Consider the following 18695-nt stretch of genomic DNA (forward strand, 5'->3'; position numbering starts at 1 on the left):
CGGCCAACGCGCCGGGACCCATAATCCGCGACGGATGTTGTCGTGCGAGATGGAGCTGCTGATCTTCGCAAAACTTGATCCGGTGGTGATGGGTCCCGGCGTTGGCCGGGACGACACCTCTTGTGGTTGCGACAGCGAGTCAGATCTCCACCACCTGCCCCGGCTTCAGCACGCCGAACCGCTCGCGCGGGATGCCGGCCTGGTCGAGCGCGGCATGCAGCGCGTGGACCGGCGCGTCGATCGCCTCGTCCGTCAGTTGGAACGTGCCGTGGTGATGCGCCAGCGCGGCCTCCGCGCCGCAATCCTGCAGCGCCTGCACGGCGTCCTCTGGGTTCATGTGCTGGTCGCGCATGAACCAGCGCGGCTCGTAGGCGCCGATCGGCAGGATGGCGAGCCTGATCGGCGCGTGCTGCTCCGCGACGCGGCGGAAATGCGCGCCGGTGCCATAGCCGGAATCGCAGACGATGTAGAGCCTGCCGCGCGGCGTCTCCAGCACGAAGCTCGCCCACAGCGCCTTGTTGCGGTCGAAGAGCCCGCGCGCCGTCCAGTGCCGCGTCGGCACCAGGGTCACGGCGACCTCCTCGTTCAGCGTCACGCGATCGTGCCAGTCATAGGCCTCGGCGCGGATCTTGGAGTCAGCGTCGATCATCGTAAGGTCGTTGCCGAGCGGCGTGACGACCCGCGGCGAAAAGCGCGCGGTCAGCTTCGACAAGGTCCGGAGGTCGAGATGATCGTAGTGCCCGTGCGACACCAGCACGACGTCGATATGCGGCAGCCCCTCAAAGGCGATGCCGGGATCATTGTGCCGCCGGGGACCGGCGAACGCGAATGGCGACACCCGCTCCGACCAGACAGGATCGACCAGGATGTTGAGCCCGCCGGTCTGGACCAGCCAGCTGGCGTGGCCGATGAAGGACAGCCGCACGGTCTCGCCGTCGATCCGGTGCGGCGGCGTGTCGGCGTGCGGGCTCGCCGCCCAGGACGGCCAGCGGGAACGCTTGCGGTTGCGGTCGAACTGCCAGCGCAGCACCTGGGACAGGGATTTGGGCGGAACGCCGTCGGGATCGTAGAAGCGCTTGCCGTCGAAATGGTCGGTGACGGGGCCGGAATAGGTCCTGGAACGGCGCAGCAAGGTCGTCCTCGCAAGGGAAAGCTGAACTGGCGCAAGAGGTAAGCGCCCCCACAGGGTCCGGCAACGGGACGGCGAGAAGCAAGTTTCCTTGACTTTTCCCGCCCGCGAGGGTTTAACCCGCCCGAATTTCGGAAAGTATCACTTTTCGAGCCACCGCCCGGTCCTCGAGGCCGGAGGTCAACGCCCGACAGCGCTGTGCGCCCTCGGGCGTAAACGTGTTTGGACGATCGGGTTTCGGCAGAACTGCCGCAACATAGATGATCGTCATGCCCCGCGCAGGCGGGGCATCCAGTACGCCGCAGCGCCTCGAATCGAGCCGCGCTGCCTCGGAGCACTGGATCACCCGCCTTCGCGGGTGATGACGGCGGAGACATTCAACTGCCTGCGTTCCGCAGGACAAAGGACGAAGCAAGTGTTCGACAATCTGTCGGAAAGGCTTGGCGGCATTCTCGATCGGCTGACGGGGCGAGGCTCCCTGTCGGAGGCCGATGTCGACGCCGCAATGCGCGAGGTCCGCCGGGCGCTGCTCGAGGCCGACGTCGCGCTGGAAGTTGTCCGCAGCTTCACCGAGCGCGTGCGCGAGCAGGCGATCGGCGCCACCGTCGTCAAGTCCGTCACCCCCGGCCAGATGGTCGTGAAGATCGTCCATGACGAGCTGGTCAAGACGCTCGGCGACGACGGCCAGACCATCGACCTCAACGCCGTGCCGCCGGTGCCGATCATGATGGTCGGCCTGCAGGGCTCGGGCAAGACCACCACCACCGCCAAGCTCGCGCGCCGCATGGTCCAGCGCGACAAGCGCAAGGTGCTGATGGCCTCGCTCGACGTCTATCGTCCGGCGGCGATGGAGCAGCTCGCGGTGCTCGGCCGCGACCTCGACATTCCGACCCTGCCGATCGTCGCCGGCCAGATGCCGCCGCAGATCGCGCGCCGCGCCATCGAGGCCGCCAAGCTCGGCGGCTACGACGTGGTGCTGCTCGACACCGCCGGCCGCACCACGCTGGACGAGGACATGATGAAGGAGGCCGCCGAGATCAAGGCGGTCGCCAATCCGCACGAGGTGCTGCTGGTCGCGGATTCGCTGACCGGCCAGGACGCGGTCAATCTCGCCCGCGCCTTCGACCAGCGCGTCGGCCTCACCGGCATCGCGCTGACCCGTATCGACGGCGACGGCCGTGGCGGTGCGGCGCTGTCGATGCGCGCCGTCACCGGTAAGCCGATCAAGCTGCTCGGCACCGGCGAAAAGACCGATGCGCTCGAGGATTTCTATCCGTCGCGCATCGCCGGCCGCATCCTCGGCATGGGCGACATCGTCTCGCTGGTCGAGAAGGCCGCGGCGAACATCGACGCCGAGAAGGCCGCGCGCGCCGCCGAGCGGATGCGCAAGGGCCAGTTCGACCTCAACGACATGCGCGAGCAGCTCTCGCAGATGGCGAGCATGGGCGGCATCGGCGGGCTGATGGGCATGATGCCCGGCATCTCGAAGATGAAGAACCAGATCGCGGCCGCAGGGATCGACGACAAGATCCTCAAGCGCCAGGTCGCGATCATCGATTCGATGACGCGCGAGGAGCGCAAGCATCCCGACCTGCTCAAGGCCAGCCGCAAGAAGCGCATCGCCGCCGGCTCCGGCCAGAGCGTCGAGCACGTCAACAAGCTGCTCAAGATGCACCGGAACATGGCCGACGTGATGAAGGCCATGGGCTCAGGCAAGCGCGGCCCGCTGGCTGGCATCGCCCAGGCGATGGGTTTTGGCGGCGGTGGCGGCATGCCGTCACCGGATCAGCTCAAGGCGCTCGCCGAGAAGATGCCGGGCGGCCTGCCCGGCGGCGGGCTGCCGAACCTGCCGAAGGATCTGCCCGCCGGCCTTCGCGGCGGACTGCCGAATCTCCCCGGCCTCACCGGTCTCAGCGGCAAGCCGACGCTTCCTGGTCTTGGCCTCCCTCCGGGGAAGAAGAAATGATCTCACTCCCGTCATTGCGAGGCGCGAAGCGGCGAAGCAATCCAGAGTCGCACACGCCGCCCTGGATTGCTTCGCTTCGCTCGCAATGACGATCACATCCACCGTTCACATCAATACATCGACCTCAAAGGAGAACTTTCATGTCCGTCGTCATCCGTCTCGCCCGCGCCGGCACCAAGAAGCGCCCGGTCTATCACGTTGTCGTCGCCGACTCGCGCTTCCCGCGTGACGGCCGCTTCATCGAGCGTCTCGGCTACTTCAATCCGCTGATGCCGAAGGACAACGAGGCGCGCCTCAAGCTCGACATGGAGAAGGTGAAGGGCTGGCTCGCCAAGGGCGCGCAGCCGTCCGACCGCGTCGCCCGCTTCCTCGACGCCGCCGGCGTCAAGAAGCGCGAAGCCCGCCAGAACCCGATCAAGGCCGTGCCGCGCAAGGAGCGCAAGGCGCAGGCCGAAGCCGCCGCCAAGGGCTAAGGTCGTTGACGAGCGCGGCCTCATGCTTCGAGACGCACGGCTTGCGCCGTGCTCCTCAGCATGAGGAACTGGCTCCTCCTCCTGAGGAGCGCGCGTTTGAGCGCGTCTCGAAGGACGAGGCACGCTGATGTCCAAGCTCATCTGTGTCGCCAGAATCGGCGCCGCGCATGGCGTGCGCGGCGAGGTTCGCTTATGGACTTTCACCGAGGATCCGCTGGCCGTGCTGCATTACGGCCCGCTCACGACCAAGGACGGCAGCCGCTCGTTCGAAGTCGCGAAAGCGCGGGAGGCCAAGGACCATCTCGTCGCAACTATCAAGGGCGTCACCGACCGCAACGCGGCCGAGCGCCTCAACGGGCTCGAGCTCTACGTGCCCAGAGACCGCCTGCCCGAGACGGCTGACGACGAATACTACCACGCCGACCTGATCGGCCTCGCCGCCGAGACCACGGCCGGCGCACCGCTCGGCCGCGTCCTCGCCATCCATAATTTCGGCGCCGGCGACATCATCGAGATCGCCCCGCCCTCGGGCAGCACATTGATGCTGCCGTTCACCAATGCGGTGGTGCCGACGGTCGATCTTGCCGGCGGCCGCGTGATCATCGAGCTGCCGGCGGAGATCGAGGGCGAACAGCGCGATGGCGGTGATGAGGAGAGCGACGCCGCCTCCCTACCCCCCGCTCGTCGTCCCCGCGAAAGCGGGGACCCATAACCACCGCAGCTGATTGGCTTGCGCGGGACTGGCCGCGTGCCGCGTTTCGACATCACGCGGTATGGATCCCGGATCGGCGCCGCGACGCGCTGATGCGCGTCACGGCTTGTCCGGGACGACACCGGTGAATGAGCCGCACGCGCCGGGGACACGCAGCATTGATCGAGGGGCTCGATCTGCCCGCGCCAGTGCCGTAACAGAGCATCTATGACCACTTCGCCCGATCCCGCCGCGCCTTGGCGCGCCACCGTGCTCACCCTGTTTCCGGAGATGTTTCCCGGGCCGCTCGGCGTGAGCCTGGCCGGGCGCGCGCTGAGCTCCGGCATCTGGTCGCTGGAGGCCCGCGACATCCGGGCTTCCGCCACCGACAAGCACCGCAGCGTCGATGACACCCCCGCCGGCGGCGGGCCCGGCATGGTGCTGCGGGCCGACGTGCTGGCCGCTGCGATCGACGCCGCTGCCATCGCGCCTGAGCGGCCGCGGCTGCTGATGAGTCCGCGCGGTCGGCCCCTGACACAGGCCTTCGTCCGCGACCTCGCCGCTGGCCCAGGCCCGCTGATCGTCTGCGGTCGCTTCGAAGGCATCGACCAGCGTGTCATCGATGCCCGCTCGCTGACCGAGGTCTCGATCGGCGACTACGTGCTGTCGGGCGGCGAGATCGCCGCCCTGGTGCTGATTGACGCCTGCGTCCGGCTGCTCCCAGGCGTGATGGGCAAGCTCGAATCGGGCACCGACGAGAGTTTTTCCGATGGCCTACTTGAATACCCGCAATACACCCGGCCCCAACTATTCGAAGGCCGGACCATTCCGGATGTGCTCACCTCGGGTGACCACGCCAAGGTCGCCGCTTGGCGCCGCGCCCAGGCCGAGGCGCTGACTGAAGCGCGAAGGCCGGATTTGTGGGCCGAATGGCAGGCGCGCGACGGCCGAGAACAAAGAGAGACCGGCCAAAAAGAGCCAAAAAGCACGACAGACGGGTGACAAGCCTCGCGCTTTGGCTTATAGGAGCGCCCAATTCCGCAAGTGACGGCAGGAACAAGCGCAGCCCCCGCGTGACCCGGCTGGGCGCGCCGCCGATGGAGATTTACCCGTGAACCTGATTCAGCAGCTCGAAAAAGAGCAGTTCGACAAGCTGTCCGCCAACAAGACCATTCCGGAGTTCGGCCCAGGCGACACCGTGATCGTCAACGTGAAGGTGGTCGAAGGCGAGCGCACGCGCGTGCAGGCCTATGAGGGCGTCTGCATCGGCCGGTCCGGCGGCGGCATCAACGAGAGCTTCACGGTGCGCAAGATCTCCTATGGCGAGGGCGTGGAGCGCGTGTTTCCGATCCTGTCCCCCATGATCGACTCGATCAAGGTCGTGCGCCGCGGCAAGGTGCGTCGCGCCAAGCTGTATTACCTGCGCCAGCTGCGCGGCAAGTCGGCCCGCATCGTCGAGAAGCAGGACCGGCAGCAGACCGCCGTCAACGAGTAATCGTTGCTTTCATTGGATTGAAGAAGAGCGCGGGCAGGCCCCGCGCTTTTTTGTTTCGCCACGTCGTCATTGCGAGCGAAGCGAAGCAATCCAGGGCCGAGCAAGGACTCTGGATTGCTTCGTCGCTTCGCTCCTCGCAATGACGGCCGGAGAGAAACGCATCTCGCACTCCGGCCGGTGCGTGCTATATATTTCGCTGAAATGGTTCTAGATCGCACCAGCATGGCCTGTCGCCGCGTCGTCATCGACGATCGCCGCCGGTTGCCCGGGCGGTTCTTCGGACGCTTCGCCACCTCGGCGACATCTGAGCTTAGGCGCGCGCTGTAAGCCGCAGCGCCTCATTCCTGATTGTTCGCGCGTGCCCGTCACGCGCTCAGTTTCACACCTTAAATTCCCGGGAGCATTCGCTCATGTCGAAGCCGACCACCCTGTACGACAAGATCTGGAACGACCATCTGGTCCACGAAGCCAAGGACGGCACCTGCCTGCTCTACATCGACCGCCATCTGGTCCATGAGGTGACCTCGCCGCAGGCCTTCGAAGGCCTGCGCATGACCGGCCGCAAGGTGCACGCGCCGGAAAAGACGCTGGCCGTGGTCGATCACAACGTGCCAACCACAGACCGCTCCAAGCCGAACCCGGATCCGGAGAGCATCGAGCAGATCAAGACGCTGGCCGAGAACGCCAAGGAATTCGGCATCGAATATTACAACGAGTTCGATCGCCGCCAGGGCATCGTCCACGTCATCGGCCCCGAGCAGGGTTTTACGCTGCCCGGCACCACGATCGTCTGCGGTGACAGCCACACCTCGACGCATGGCGCGTTCGGCGCGCTGGCGCACGGCATCGGCACCTCCGAGGTCGAGCACGTGCTGGCGACACAGACGCTGATCCAGAAGAAAGCGAAGAACATGCGCGTCACGGTCGACGGCGTGCTTCCGGACGGCGTGACGGGCAAGGACATCATCCTCGCCATCATCGGCGAGATCGGCACCGCGGGTGGTACCGGCTACGTGCTGGAATATGCCGGCGAGGCGATCCGCGCGCTATCGATGGAAGGCCGCATGACCGTCTGCAACATGTCGATCGAGGGCGGCGCACGAGCCGGCTTGGTCGCGCCCGACCAGAAGGCGTTCGACTTCCTGCGCGGCCGTCCCAAGGCGCCGAAGGGCGCGGCCTGGGATGCGGCGATGCGCTACTGGGAGACGCTGCGCTCCGACGACGGCGCGCATTTCGACCATGAGCTCCGGCTCGACGCCGCCAAGCTGCCACCGATCGTGACCTGGGGCACCTCGCCCGAGGACGTGATCTCGGTAACCGGCGTTGTGCCCGATCCGGACAAGATCGCCGACGAGGCCAAGCGCATCTCCAAGCATCGCGCGCTGAAGTACATGGGCCTGACCGCGGGCACGAAGATCACCGACATCAAGCTCGACCGCGTCTTCATCGGCTCGTGCACCAACGGTCGCATCGAGGATCTGCGCGCCGCAGCCAAGATCGCCGAAGGCAAGACCGTCAGCGGCCACGTCAATGCGATGGTCGTCCCGGGCTCGGGCATCGTCAAGGAGCAGGCGGAAGCCGAGGGCCTCGACAAGATCTTCATCAAGGCCGGCTTCGAATGGCGCGAGCCAGGCTGCTCGATGTGCCTCGCCATGAACCCGGACAAGCTGGCGCCCGAAGAGCGCTGCGCCTCGACCTCGAACCGAAATTTCGAGGGACGCCAGGGCTTCAAGGGCCGCACCCACCTGGTGTCGCCGGCGATGGCTGCGGCGGCCGCGATCGCAGGACACTTCGTCGACGTGCGCGACTGGCGCTGACGTCATCTCGCTGCTTCACATCCGGCACGGCGGCCGGTCTACAAACGAGCGCGATGGCTTCCCCAAGCCGTCGCGTTTTTCATTTCACCTCAACATCGACACAGTTCGGCAATGGCTTCTTAAGTCTCAGCGCGCACAATCCTACCGCCGGACGCGCTGCGTCTGCAGAGGAACGTGCCGAGGAGCCCGACATGGCCGACAAGCCGGAATACGTCGACCTCATCCGTGATGCGACGCGCCAGCGCCGGAAGACGCCGCCCGCCAAGATCATTGCCCAGCCCGAGGCTCCGAAGGAGGAGCGGCGGCTGTCGAACTGGCCGCCCGGCCGCTTTGCCAAATGGCGCCTGGAAACGCTGGTGCCCTGGAAGCTGAGTGTGAGGAACTGGCAGTTCAAGGACTGGCTCTGACCGCCGCGCCCCACTCATCCCCTTGAAATGAGAGAAGGACGCCGTTGAGCGTCCTTCCCTGTCTCGTTCGAACTTCAGACACCGTCAGTAGTAGCGCCAATGGTGCCGGTGGTGGCGATGATGCCACCGGTGATGCGGACGCCAGTGATGACCCCGCCAATGCCGATAGTGGCAGATGCGGCGCGGCCCGTAATAGGTCCAGACGACGCGACAGCGGCGATAAGGATAGTAGTAGCCGGACGTATAGACCGGCGTGTAGTAGCTGCGATAGCCGTAGAAGTGCCGGCGGTGGTGATGGAAGTACGGCCGGTAGGCATAGTGCGGACGATAATGATAGCCGCCGCCATGGAACACCGGCCGCGGGCCGAATCCGCCGTGAAAGGCCGGGCCGCCGCCGTGGAAGACGGGACGCGGACCACCGCCTCCGAAGGCGTGGCCGCCGCCGCCATGGAACGCCGGGCCACCGCCGCCGCCGTGGAAGGCCGGCCCGCCGTGAAATCCACCACCGCCGGGATGTCCGCCGCCGCCACCCCCGCCATGGCCGCCGGGTCCTCGGACCTGAACGGCCAACACGTCGGAGGGCGCCTGCGTCGCAGGCCCGGCGCCGGGACTCACCGGCGACATCGCAAGCGCCGGCCGGCCGGACGCGCCGGCCAAGAGAAACAATGTCGCCGCCGCAAGACTGAGGCGACGAGCCAGACCAGCGCGCTGGTCCTTCATCCTCATCATGGTCCCTTCTCCCTGAATGCCGTGCAACGATGGACCCATGCAGCGCCGATGCTGGTCGTCCGATCGGTGGATTGGCGCGCCCCAACATGAACGTAGAGATAGCGACGTGAATGCGGCATGAATGATGCTCGTCAGTGATGCACGGTGCACGCGCATCTGCGGCGTGCCGTCGCGGCAGAGGAGATGCACGTGAGCCTCTAGGTCGTCCTGCAACTCAGGATCACGGATGCCGACGCAAGGGCTGACGCGCTGCTCGTGCGGGGACTTCGCAACTAACCACGCGCAGGCATTTGCTCCGCGAACGCGACGCGCTGACATGGCCTCAATCGTAGAACGGCGTGAATAGAACCAAGGGGCCCGGCGGATAGGCCGGCGCGTAGTCCGTGGGACGGTCAAGATAGTGGGGCACCTCCGCGGTCGACACCACGGGCTTCACTCTGCGACCCTCCCGGCGCGGGCCAGGATCCGTTGCGATCTGACGCGCCTGCGTGACGGCGGGGCCTGCGGCGACAGGAGAGGTGGCAGCGGAACTCGCGAGCAGCATCGCCACCGTGACGATGCCGATCCCGAGCCAGGTTCTGTTGACTGATGGTTTCATGGCGAACCTCGTTGCCAGCCCCCATCAACGTACAGGCCCGCAAAGCGGGCCTGTTTGATTTCGGTCATTGTCTCGATCGGCCGGAAAGCGCGGCTTACCAGCGGCCGTGATGGCGATATCCGTAGTGATGCGGCCGCCAGTGATGCCGCGGATGATAGTAATGCCGAGGATAGTAGTGGCGCCGGGGATGCCAATGGTGGCGGCCGTGCCAATGCACCTGCGTGGTCTCCTGCACCGTGCCCTGCTGCACCGCGGTCGCGGCGCCCGGATTGATCAGCGACAGCGCCTGCGCGCGTTCGGCGGGGGCAGCCATCGCGAGAACGGCGCCAACCGCCGCGATGCCCAACAGCTTCATCACAGTCATGAACTTCTCCCTCGATCGCCTGACATCACGTCCGGCACCGTACATTCCGCCTTGTCAGTTGCCTGAAGGGCGGCCGCAGCAGCGCGACGCAGACCAGTCTCGAACGAGCGACGTGAATGGGACATGAAGACCTGCGCAAGAGCAGAATGCCGATATGTCGCACATGGTTCCACCGCAGTGCGCGACATATCGGCACTGTGTCCGGACGGTGACGTCGCCGCGCTCGATCCGCGCCTCGCCGCGCCGCCAAGCAGCGCAGTGCGCGGGACCAGCGGTCAGCCGCGCCGCCAGACGCAACTCATATGCGGGACGATCACGGTGCCGCTCGGCCGATGCTCTGGAACATAGGTGGCATCGCATACACGAACCGCGTTCGGACCCGGATTGAAGCGCGGCACCACATCGGGCTGCCAATGGCCCTCGTAGCGCGGATAGATCTGGATCCGTCGTTGCCGACGCTGCGCGGAGAGATCCGTGCTCATCTCGCTCTGGACGGCGCCGCGTACGCCCGCGGCCTGCTCCGCTTGCGCTCCCGCCGAGATCGAGATCACGACCGCCGCGGCCAGCGCCGTCCCGGCCAGCACCATCGACATCTGTCTCATCTGTCCCCAACCCCCAATTCGCGCGCCAAGACGGTCGCCGTTTTCATCCCCTGCGTCAACCGGCGCCGCCCCACATGTCATAGAACCAAGATGCAAGATGATCAAAGCCGGGCTAGAAGGCGGCAATGTGGACGGATCTGAAAGCCCCATCGCTCGCCGACATGGAAGTCATGGCGCACGAGATGTTCGAGCGTCTGCCCGAGCATTTTCGCAGGCTTTGCGAGGGCGTCATCATCCGGGTCGACGACTTTCCGACCGAGGAGGTGCTCGACGAGATGCAGGCCGAAAGCGAGTTCGACCTGCTCGGCCTGTTCCAGGGCACGGGACTGCCGTTTCGCAGCAATGACGACCTGCCCCGGCTGCCCAACATGATCTGGCTCTACCGCCGTCCGATCCTGGATTACTGGGCCGAGCACGACGAGAGTCTTGGGCACATCGTCCGCCACGTCCTGATCCACGAGATCGGCCATCATTTCGGAATGTCCGACGACGACATGGAGGCGATCGAGGCGTCCGTCGACTGACAACCCGGCGATAGCACCGGGATTTTGACTTTATCCGCCCTGCCGTTCGGGCTAAACAGCGGCCTGCCCGTATTCTCGAAGGTGCCCCGATGGACAAGTTCACCACGCTGGAAGGCGTCGCCGCGCCGCTGAAGATCATCAATGTCGACACCGACATGATCATCCCCAAGCAGTACCTGAAGACCATCAAGCGCACCGGCCTCGGCAAGGGCCTGTTCTCGGAGCAGCGCTACAAGGACGACGGCAGCGAGAACCCGGATTTCGTGCTCAACCAGCCGGCCTATCGCAACGCCAAGATCCTCGTCGCCGGCGACAATTTCGGCTGCGGCTCGAGCCGTGAGCACGCGCCCTGGGCGCTGCTCGACTTCGGCATCCGCTGCGTGATCTCGACCTCGTTCGGCGACATCTTCTACAATAACTGCTTCAAGAACGGCATTCTGCCGATCCGCGTGTCGCAGGCCGATCTCGACAAGCTGTTCGACGACGCCGAGCGCGGTGCCAACGCGACCTTGACGGTTGATCTCGCCAACCAGGAGATCCGCGGCCCCGACGGCGGCACCGTCAAGTTCGACATCGATCCGTTCCGCAAGCACTGCCTGCTCAATGGGCTCGACGACATCGGGCTGACGCTGGAGAAGAAGGCCTCGATCGACAGCTACGAGGCCAAGCTGGCCGAGCGCGCCTGGGCCTGAGCCCCGCTTGAAGGCAGAGAGTTCGCGGGCCCCGGACCTCGTCCGGGGCCTTGTTTCGAGAGCAGCCCAGCAGGTCCGCCGTTGACGCGTGTATTGCCCGAGGTCGTCACCTTCTGGCGCGGGCCGCTCGACCGGCTGCGCCAGACCTGCCTGCGCTCGCAGCTCGCCGCCGGCCACAAGGTCACCGTCTACAGCTTCGATCCGCTGCCCGGCCTGCCCGACGGCGTCGGCAATGCCGAGGCCGAGGCGGTCCTTCCTTACGCATTCTCCGAACGTCTCAGGCCGCCGCAGCCCGACGGCAGCTGGCGCGATTGGACCACCTTGCAGTTCAGCGACTTCTTCCGGATGCGGCTGATGGCACAGCGCGCCGGCCTCTGGCTCGATGCCGACGTGCTGCTGCTCAGGCCGGTCGAGATCGATCCGGCTCTGCCCTACTTCGCCTGGGAGCGTCCGCGGCAGCTCGGCAACTCCGTGCTCTACCTGCCGCCGGACGATCCGATCGTCGCCGAGTTCGCTGCGCTGATGGCGCAGGACGAGCTGACGCCGAACTGGCTGTCGCTGCGTCATCGCCTCACCTATGCGATGCGCCGCCTGCGCGGCGGCTCCGACCGCCTCTCGGACATCCGCGTCGCCATCTTCGGCCCTGCCGCGCTGACGGCGCTGGCCCGCCGCCACGGCTCGCTGCGCCACGCGCTGCCGAAGCGCAGCTTCTACGCTGTCCATGCCGAGCCGAAGGCGTTCTTCGATCCCTCCGACTTCTCCGGCCTGATCGGCGATCCCGCGATCATTGGCCTGCACATCTCGCCGAAGGGCCGCGGCGGCGAGGCGCCGATCCCTGGCAGCCTCTATGCGTGGGCGGCCGAGCGATTTGCCCCGCGCTGACCATCGCCGCGCAGCTTTGCGGCCTGCGCAGGACCGATTCGCTGCTTGATCTACCGCAACGTCCGCGCGTCCACCCGGTGATTGATTGCGAACAATCATCGGAGACGTGTCATGACCGTAGACGCCAAGCCCTATCCGCGGGTTCAGTTCCTGATCGATACGTTCGCGCAATGGCTCCGGCACCGGCGTGAGCTGAGCGAGATCCGGCAGCTGGACCGCGACGATTTCGAGCGCATCGCGATGGACCTGCAGGTCACACCGGCGGATCTCGATGAGCTGGTCCGTCACGGCGAGCACGCCGCCGACGAGCTGCCCCGGATGCTGAAGGCGCTCGGCATCGACGAAGCCTCGCTGGGGCGCGCCGAGCCGCTGGTGCTGCGCGACATGGAGCGCGTCTGCGCCATGTGCAAGGACAAGCCGCGCTGCCATCGCGATCTTGCCGCCGGCACGAGCGCCGAGCACTATGAGGAGTACTGCCTCAACGCCCCGACCATCGACCGCCTGGGCACCGCCGCGGTCAAGCACTGATCGCCGTCTCCCTCCCACTGAGCGAAGCAACGCGATGAGCCTGCCCAAACTGTACCGCAACACCTGGCTCCATGTCGGCGTCGCGATCCTGCTCGCGCTCGGCGCGATGCTGCTGATCCGGCTGCACAATGCCGGCGGCGTGACGCCCGCGGCCGACAGCGTGCAGGCCGGCCGCAAGCTGGCGGAGGCCTGGTGCAGCACCTGCCACGCCATCGACACGAGCGGCGCGCGAAGCCAGACCACGACCGCCCCCGACTTCGTGGCCGTCGCCAACATGCCCTCGACCACCGAGCTGTCGCTCAAGGTGTTCCTGCAGAGCAGCCACCCGACGATGCCCAACGTCATCCTGACCGCCGAGCAGCGCGGCGACTTGGTCAACTACATCCTCAGTCTCCGCCGCATCTGACGCCTCACTTCGCCACAGCCGCGATCGCATCGGCGATCGCGATCGTGCGCCGCGCCATCTCGGCATGCAGCCGCTCGACCATGCGGCCGTCGATCTGGATCGCGCCGCGCGAGGCATTCTCCGGCAGCTCGAACGCAGCGATGATCTTGCGTGCCGCAGCGACCTCGTCGGCCGGCGGCGTGAAGATCGCGTTGCAGGCATCGATCTGGCCGGGATGGATCAGCGTCTTGCCGTCGAAGCCGAGATCGCGGGCCTGGATGCATTCTTGCGCGAAGCCGTCGGTGTTGGCGAAGTCGCTGTAAGGCCCGTCCAGAATCTCCAGCCCATGGGCCCGCGTCGCCAGGATGCAGTGGCTGATCATCGGCAGCATCGTGGAGCGGCCCGGCAGCATGCGGATGCGGGTCTCGCGCGAGATGTCATTGGGACCGAACACGAAGCCGGCGAGCCGCGAGCCCGGCTCGTGCACCGTGGCCGCGAGCAGATCGGCATCGAGCACGGCGCGCGCCGTCTCGATCATGGCCCAGACCTTCAGCGCCGGATCTGCCCCGACCTCGGCCAGACGATCCGTGACCAGACGAAGGTCCTCGACGGTCGACACCTTGGGAACGAGGATGCCGTCGGTCGCCGCTTGTCCGGCCATGGCGACGTCGTCGCTCCACCACGCCGTATCCAGGCTGTTGATACGGATCAGCAGTTCCCGCTTGCCGTAGCCATCGGCCGCCACCGCCTTGGCGATCTGGTCGCGGGCGGCGGCCTTGGCATCCGGCGCCACCGAATCCTCGAGATCGAGGATCAGCCCGTCGGCCGGCAGGTTCCGCCCCTTCTCCAACGCACGCGCATTGGAGCCGGGCATGAACAGGAGACTGCGGCGCGGGCGGATCATTTCGGCGTTTCCCTTGGTTTATCGACGCGGCCCGCGATACCATTTCGGGAGCCAGGCCGAAAGGCTTGTTCCCGGAAGGCGCATGTGTTTAGGCAAGGTCCATGATCTCGTTTCCGCAACGCCTGCTCGAAGGCTATCGCGCCTTCAGCACCCAGCGCCTGCCGACCGAACAGAGCCGTTACCTCGAGCTCTCGGAGCGCGGCCAGTCGCCCGAAGTCATGGTGATCGGCTGCTGCGACTCGCGTGTCTCGCCCGAGGTGATCTTCGACGTCGGTCCCGGCGAATTGTTCGTGCTGCGCAACATCGCCAACCTGGTGCCGATCTATCAGCCGGACGCCAACGCGCACGGCGTGTCGGCGGCGCTGGAATATGCCGTCACCGTGCTGAAGGTGAAGCACATCGTCATCCTGGGCCACGCCCAATGCGGCGGCATCCGCGCCTTCGTCGACAAGGCGGCGCCCCTGTCGCCCGGCGATTTCATCGGCCGCTGGATGTCGATGTTCATCAAGCCCGGCGAGGTCGTCGAACAGCGCACGCATGAGAGTTTCCAGGACTTCGTCACCCGGATCGAGAAGGCCGCGGTGTTCCGTAGCCTCGAGAACCTGATGACGTTCCCCTTCGTCCGCAGCCGGGTCGAGGCCGGCGACCTGCAGCTCCATGGGGCCTATTTCGGCGTCGCCGAGGGCTCGCTGTTCGTGCTCGACAAGGCGGCCAAGGAATTCAAGAGCGCGCGCGCTGGCGAATAGCGAATGGGAAGTAGCGAGGAGTTCATCGGCCCTATTCGCCATTCGCTCCTCGCCATTCGTCCCTGTTCAATGATCACCCGACCAGCGGTCCGACAGCGCGAGCATCACCGTCGACACCACGAAGGTCATGTGCACGCCGACCAGCCAGGCGAGCTTGGTCGAGTCGTAGCCGGCGTCGAGATTCATGAACGCCTTCAACAGCTGGATCGCCGAGATCGCGACGATCGAGGCGAGCAGCTTCTGCTTCAGCCCGGCGAAGTCGACCTTTGTCATCCATTCCGGCCAGTCCGGATGGCCGCCGGGATCGATGCGCGAGACGAAGTTCTCGTAGCCCGAGAACACCACGATCAGCACGAGATTGCCGGTCAGGCAGACGTCGATCAGGCTGAGCACGCCGAGGATGATGTCGCTTTCCTTGGCGGTAGGCAGATGAATGACGCTCTCCCACAGCAGCAACACGAACTTGAACAAGAGCACCGCGAGGCTGATGACGAGGCCGACATAGAACGGCGCCATCAGCCAGCGGCTCTTGAACAGGAAGCCTTCGAGGCCGCGCTCGACCGGACCCGGGACGTGCTTGGCGGCTTCCGGCGTGGTCTTCTCGCTCATCGTGTCCCGCGCCCCCGCCCCGAAGACGTTGCGTGTTGACCGAGTCCGTTACGCCGCCTTCTTCTTCGCGGTGATCAGCTTGCGGTTGATCAGCACCTCGGCGATCTGGATCGCGTTCAGCGCCGCGCCCTTGCGCAGGTTGTCGGACACGCACCAGAAGGCGAGACCGTTCTCGACCGTGCCGTCCTCGCGGATGCGGCTGATATAGGTCGCGTCCTCGCCGGCCGCCTCGTAGGGCGTCACGTAGCCGCCCGGCTCGTGCTTGTCGATGACGAGGCAGCCCGGCGCGTTGCGCAGGATGTTGCGGGCCTCATCCGCCGTGATCGGATTCTCGAACTCGACATTGACGGCTTCGGAGTGGCCGACGAACACCGGCACGCGAACGCAGGTCGCGGTCAGCTTGATCTTCGGATCCAAGATCTTCTTGGTCTCCATCATCATCTTCCACTCTTCCTTGGTGAAGCCGTCTTCCATGAAGACGTCGATCTGTGGAATGACGTTGAAGGCGATGCGCTTGGGGAACTTCTTATTGACCAGCTCGTCATTGGTGTAGACGGCCTTGGTCTGCGAGAACAATTCGTCCATCGCATCCTTGCCGGCACCGGACACCGACTGATAGGTCGACACCACGACGCGCGTGATCTTCGCCTTGTCGTGCAGCGGCTTCAGCGCGACGACGAGCTGCGCCGTCGAGCAGTTCGGGTTGGCGATGATGTTCTTCTTGTTGAAGCCGGCGGCGGCGTCGGCATTCACCTCCGGCACGATCAGCGGCACGTCGGGATCCATGCGCCAGGCCGACGAGTTGTCGATCACGACCGCGCCGGCGGCGCCGATCTTGGGCGACCACTCCTTCGACACCGAACCACCGGCCGACATCAGGCAGATGTCGACATCGGCAAAATCGTAGTGCTCGAGCGCTTTGACCTTCAGGGTGCGGTCGCCATAGGACACCTCGACGCCGACGCTGCGGCGTGACGCCAGCGCCACGACCTCGTCCGCCGGAAACTGGCGCTCATCGAGAATATTGAGCATTTCCCGTCCGACATTGCCGGTCGCGCCGACCACTGCGACTTTGTAACCCATCATTCACTCTCCGAAGAAATATGGCCGATCGCGCAACCAGGCGGAAACGGAAGCGGCAGCGCTTCTATGCGAGAAACGTCCCTGACACAACGTTACCACGATGTCTCGCATTCGATGCAGTCCGATTCGGCCAGAACAGCCGCAGCGCCCCGATCCGCGTCCGTCCTGCAGGGGCTCCAGAGCTTCGCGGACGAGGTCTGCGGCACATTTGCGCGCTTGTTCGCCTATGTGGGGGCTCTGGCGCTGATCGCCATGCTCGGCGCGGCCGGCTGGAACCATCTCGACGGCGGCGATGACACGTCGCCCGGCCGCGCCGGCTGGACCTTGGCCGACGGCGCAGTGCCGGCGTTCTCGCTCCGTCTCGCCGACCAGCCCGACAGGACCGCCACCTACACCGTGCTCATCCATCCCGAAGGCGGCCGCAAGGACGTGTTGCGCTGGGGCGAACCCGCCGATCGCCCCGCTGCCGAGCTCGAGGTCTACCGGTTCGGACCGGAGCGCGATGCAAGGCGTGATCCCCGGGCCGATCTCGCAGTCCGGATGGGGCGCAACTCCGCCTCCGAGCTCGAGACCGCCGGCGTGATCGACAGCCGGTTCGGCCCCGTCAGTCTGGTTCGCCGGGCTGGGGCTCCCGAGGGTGCCGGAGCCTGCCTCGGCTTTCTCAAGACCATCGCCGAGCCGAGCTTGCGGATATCCGGCTGGTCGTGCCAGGGCGTGACGATGCCGGCGCGCCGCGCCATGGTCGGCTGCATGCTCAACCGGCTGACCCTGCTGGCGCCCGACCAGAACCGGGCCCTGAGCCAGCTTTTCATGGGGACCGATCAGCGGCGCGGCGGCTGCGACGAACCCGCCGTCGCCAGCGGCAGCGGCGATTGGGTGACTTCGACCGCCAATCCGAGGCTGCGCGGCGCCTTGTGAATGTCTGCCTGCGTCCGGATGTTGCTGGGCGTGACCGCATCCTATTCGACCCGTCAAACCCACGGGCAAGTGACGGATATTGATGCAACTTTCCCGCCACAGCAGGGATTTATCTTGCCCGTCGCCGCGGGAATGACCTTGTGATGCCACAGCCGACCCAGATATTGTGCGGGCCAAATCATGCGCATGGCGAGCGCCCGCCCCTTTTGGCGCGAGGAAGAGGACGTGATGATCGAATTTCCTGCTGCGACCCGGGTCATGGCCTTGGCGGTGATCGCCGCGACGGGCCTTGCCGTCACGTCTCTTGCCGCCACCTCGGCGGATGCCGCCACCACCAAGCGCCGTGCCGTTGCCGTCACCAACAACGGCAATCCGAACTATTCCTACCAGTCCGGCCCGCGCACCCGCATCTACATCACCCGCCGCTCGTTCCTCGACGGCGGCACCGAGGTGCTCCCGGGCGACCGCAAGTTCTCGGACTATGCGTTCCCGCCGGCTGTCGGCTACCCGTCGTTCGCGCGCGAGAATCTGAACCGGCCGATCGACCGCCAGCCGCTGATGGCGCCATCCGATCTCGGCGGCTATCCGACCCGGATTCCGATCCCCTACTGAGGGCGGCCGCATCGTCAGATCATCAAGGCCGGGCCCCGCCCGGCTTTTTGCTGTTTTGCCGCGCTGACGTTCCATCGCGTCGTCATCGATCATGAGCTGGTCACTGCTCGATTTCGAACGTGTGAGACGACCGTTCGGAGACATGGCTGACACATCGCTACACGCCGATGGAGGCCAGCCTGCTCCCACCCCTCAGTGTCATCCCGGCGAACGCCGGGATCCATAACCACCGGCCGGCATGACCGCCCGGTCTCATCGCTCCAGCGTGCCTCACACCCATGTCGGGGAGTCTGGGTCCCGGCGTTCGCCGGGACGACACCGGAATTTTCGGCACGACTGGTCATCCTCGCACCCGCTTTCGCGTCCGAGTCTTTGCTCGTCGGATCGCCCTCTCCTTGCAGAGGGCGCAGGGAAGGCCGGGCCTCGGCTGAGGCCCGTGGCCCCCGTGCGGGAAAAATGCACGGGGCAGGAACCACAGGTACAGCCGGATCGACCCGGCCTTCCCCGCGCGATGGTCTTCACGCTTATGTGCGCTCTCCCC

23 protein-coding genes are annotated in these 18695 nt (G+C 66.0%); 15 read left to right on the forward strand and 8 right to left on the reverse strand.

The window, feature by feature from the left end; translation table 11 throughout:
* Positions 1-139: 139 nt before the first annotated feature.
* Positions 140-1132: an MBL fold metallo-hydrolase gene (locus tag QX126_RS13895; RefSeq protein WP_315781680.1), complete on the reverse strand. Its 993-nt coding sequence runs from the start codon at positions 1130-1132 to the stop codon at positions 140-142.
* A gap of 412 nt (positions 1133-1544) precedes the next feature.
* Here QX126_RS13895 and ffh point away from each other — a divergent pair, with 412 nt between their 5' ends.
* The 7 genes from ffh (at position 1545) to QX126_RS13930 (ending at position 7978) form a co-directional block, all read left to right on the forward strand.
* Complete coding sequence (gene ffh, locus QX126_RS13900; RefSeq protein WP_315781683.1) at positions 1545-3095, forward strand: signal recognition particle protein; 1551 nt, start codon at positions 1545-1547, stop codon at positions 3093-3095.
* Between the two features lie 140 nt (positions 3096-3235).
* On the forward strand, positions 3236-3568 hold the full coding sequence (gene rpsP / locus QX126_RS13905) for a 30S ribosomal protein S16 (protein ID WP_008964221.1): 333 nt from the start codon (positions 3236-3238) through the stop codon (positions 3566-3568).
* A 127-nt stretch (positions 3569-3695) separates the two neighbouring features.
* Positions 3696-4280, forward strand: a complete 585-nt coding sequence (rimM, locus tag QX126_RS13910; protein ID WP_315781686.1) for a ribosome maturation factor RimM — start codon at positions 3696-3698, stop codon at positions 4278-4280.
* Between the two features lie 207 nt (positions 4281-4487).
* Positions 4488-5261 carry a tRNA (guanosine(37)-N1)-methyltransferase TrmD gene (trmD, locus tag QX126_RS13915; protein WP_315781688.1) on the forward strand — a complete coding sequence of 258 codons (774 nt, stop codon included), beginning with the start codon at positions 4488-4490 and terminating at the stop codon, positions 5259-5261.
* A 109-nt stretch (positions 5262-5370) separates the two neighbouring features.
* Positions 5371-5754 carry a 50S ribosomal protein L19 gene (gene rplS / locus QX126_RS13920; RefSeq protein WP_015663536.1) on the forward strand — a complete coding sequence of 128 codons (384 nt, stop codon included), beginning with the start codon at positions 5371-5373 and terminating at the stop codon, positions 5752-5754.
* 410 nt (positions 5755-6164) lie between these two features.
* Positions 6165-7571, forward strand: coding sequence for a 3-isopropylmalate dehydratase large subunit (gene leuC, locus QX126_RS13925; RefSeq protein ID WP_315781689.1), 1407 nt, complete (start codon positions 6165-6167; stop codon positions 7569-7571).
* A 191-nt stretch (positions 7572-7762) separates the two neighbouring features.
* Positions 7763-7978 carry a hypothetical protein gene (locus QX126_RS13930; RefSeq protein ID WP_315715897.1) on the forward strand — a complete coding sequence of 72 codons (216 nt, stop codon included), beginning with the start codon at positions 7763-7765 and terminating at the stop codon, positions 7976-7978.
* Positions 7979-8062: 84 nt separating this feature from the next.
* Here the strand turns inward: QX126_RS13930 and QX126_RS13935 are convergent, their stop codons facing one another.
* The 4 genes from QX126_RS13935 to QX126_RS13950 form a co-directional block, all read right to left on the reverse strand.
* Positions 8063-8707, reverse strand: a complete 645-nt coding sequence (locus QX126_RS13935; protein ID WP_315770560.1) for a hypothetical protein — start codon at positions 8705-8707, stop codon at positions 8063-8065.
* Positions 8708-9029: 322 nt separating this feature from the next.
* On the reverse strand, positions 9030-9305 hold the full coding sequence (locus QX126_RS13940) for a hypothetical protein (protein ID WP_315781691.1): 276 nt from the start codon (positions 9303-9305) through the stop codon (positions 9030-9032).
* A 94-nt stretch (positions 9306-9399) separates the two neighbouring features.
* A complete protein-coding gene (locus QX126_RS13945) occupies positions 9400-9669 on the reverse strand; it encodes a hypothetical protein (RefSeq protein WP_315740679.1) in 270 nt (89 codons plus the stop codon).
* Between the two features lie 275 nt (positions 9670-9944).
* A complete protein-coding gene (locus tag QX126_RS13950; RefSeq protein WP_409997714.1) occupies positions 9945-10253 on the reverse strand; it encodes a hypothetical protein in 309 nt (102 codons plus the stop codon).
* A 143-nt stretch (positions 10254-10396) separates the two neighbouring features.
* Here QX126_RS13950 and QX126_RS13955 point away from each other — a divergent pair, with 143 nt between their 5' ends.
* The 5 genes from QX126_RS13955 to QX126_RS13975 all read left to right on the forward strand — a co-directional run bounded on the left by QX126_RS13955 (position 10397) and on the right by QX126_RS13975 (position 13303).
* On the forward strand, positions 10397-10795 hold the full coding sequence (locus QX126_RS13955; protein ID WP_315740677.1) for a metallopeptidase family protein: 399 nt from the start codon (positions 10397-10399) through the stop codon (positions 10793-10795).
* A gap of 89 nt (positions 10796-10884) precedes the next feature.
* Positions 10885-11487 carry a 3-isopropylmalate dehydratase small subunit gene (gene leuD / locus QX126_RS13960; protein WP_315715892.1) on the forward strand — a complete coding sequence of 201 codons (603 nt, stop codon included), beginning with the start codon at positions 10885-10887 and terminating at the stop codon, positions 11485-11487.
* 81 nt (positions 11488-11568) lie between these two features.
* A complete protein-coding gene (locus tag QX126_RS13965) occupies positions 11569-12369 on the forward strand; it encodes a hypothetical protein (RefSeq protein WP_315740676.1) in 801 nt (266 codons plus the stop codon).
* 111 nt (positions 12370-12480) lie between these two features.
* On the forward strand, positions 12481-12897 hold the full coding sequence (locus QX126_RS13970; protein ID WP_315740675.1) for a DUF6455 family protein: 417 nt from the start codon (positions 12481-12483) through the stop codon (positions 12895-12897).
* Positions 12898-12931: 34 nt separating this feature from the next.
* On the forward strand, positions 12932-13303 hold the full coding sequence (locus QX126_RS13975) for a cytochrome c (RefSeq protein ID WP_315781693.1): 372 nt from the start codon (positions 12932-12934) through the stop codon (positions 13301-13303).
* Positions 13304-13307: 4 nt separating this feature from the next.
* Here the strand turns inward: QX126_RS13975 and QX126_RS13980 are convergent, their stop codons facing one another.
* On the reverse strand, positions 13308-14186 hold the full coding sequence (locus QX126_RS13980; protein ID WP_315740673.1) for a CoA ester lyase: 879 nt from the start codon (positions 14184-14186) through the stop codon (positions 13308-13310).
* A 101-nt stretch (positions 14187-14287) separates the two neighbouring features.
* Between QX126_RS13980 and QX126_RS13985 the strand changes: the two genes are divergently transcribed.
* A complete protein-coding gene (locus tag QX126_RS13985) occupies positions 14288-14932 on the forward strand; it encodes a carbonic anhydrase (protein WP_315757117.1) in 645 nt (214 codons plus the stop codon).
* Between the two features lie 66 nt (positions 14933-14998).
* Here QX126_RS13985 and QX126_RS13990 read toward each other — a convergent pair whose 3' ends face one another.
* Together QX126_RS13990 and QX126_RS13995 are read right to left on the reverse strand one after the other, a co-directional pair.
* Positions 14999-15541 carry a TIGR00645 family protein gene (locus QX126_RS13990; RefSeq protein WP_315740671.1) on the reverse strand — a complete coding sequence of 181 codons (543 nt, stop codon included), beginning with the start codon at positions 15539-15541 and terminating at the stop codon, positions 14999-15001.
* 48 nt (positions 15542-15589) lie between these two features.
* Positions 15590-16624, reverse strand: a complete 1035-nt coding sequence (locus QX126_RS13995; protein WP_315740740.1) for an aspartate-semialdehyde dehydrogenase — start codon at positions 16622-16624, stop codon at positions 15590-15592.
* Between the two features lie 114 nt (positions 16625-16738).
* On the opposite strand from QX126_RS13995, the gene QX126_RS14000 reads away from it, so the two are divergent.
* Positions 16739-17542, forward strand: coding sequence for a hypothetical protein (locus QX126_RS14000; RefSeq protein ID WP_315781695.1), 804 nt, complete (start codon positions 16739-16741; stop codon positions 17540-17542).
* 228 nt (positions 17543-17770) lie between these two features.
* Positions 17771-18154: a hypothetical protein gene (locus QX126_RS14005; protein WP_315740669.1), complete on the forward strand. Its 384-nt coding sequence runs from the start codon at positions 17771-17773 to the stop codon at positions 18152-18154.
* The last annotated feature ends 541 nt before the right edge of the window (positions 18155-18695 follow it).

It is taken from the genome of Bradyrhizobium sp. SZCCHNPS1003 (assembly GCF_032381555.1).
GTDB lineage: Bacteria > Pseudomonadota > Alphaproteobacteria > Rhizobiales > Xanthobacteraceae > Bradyrhizobium.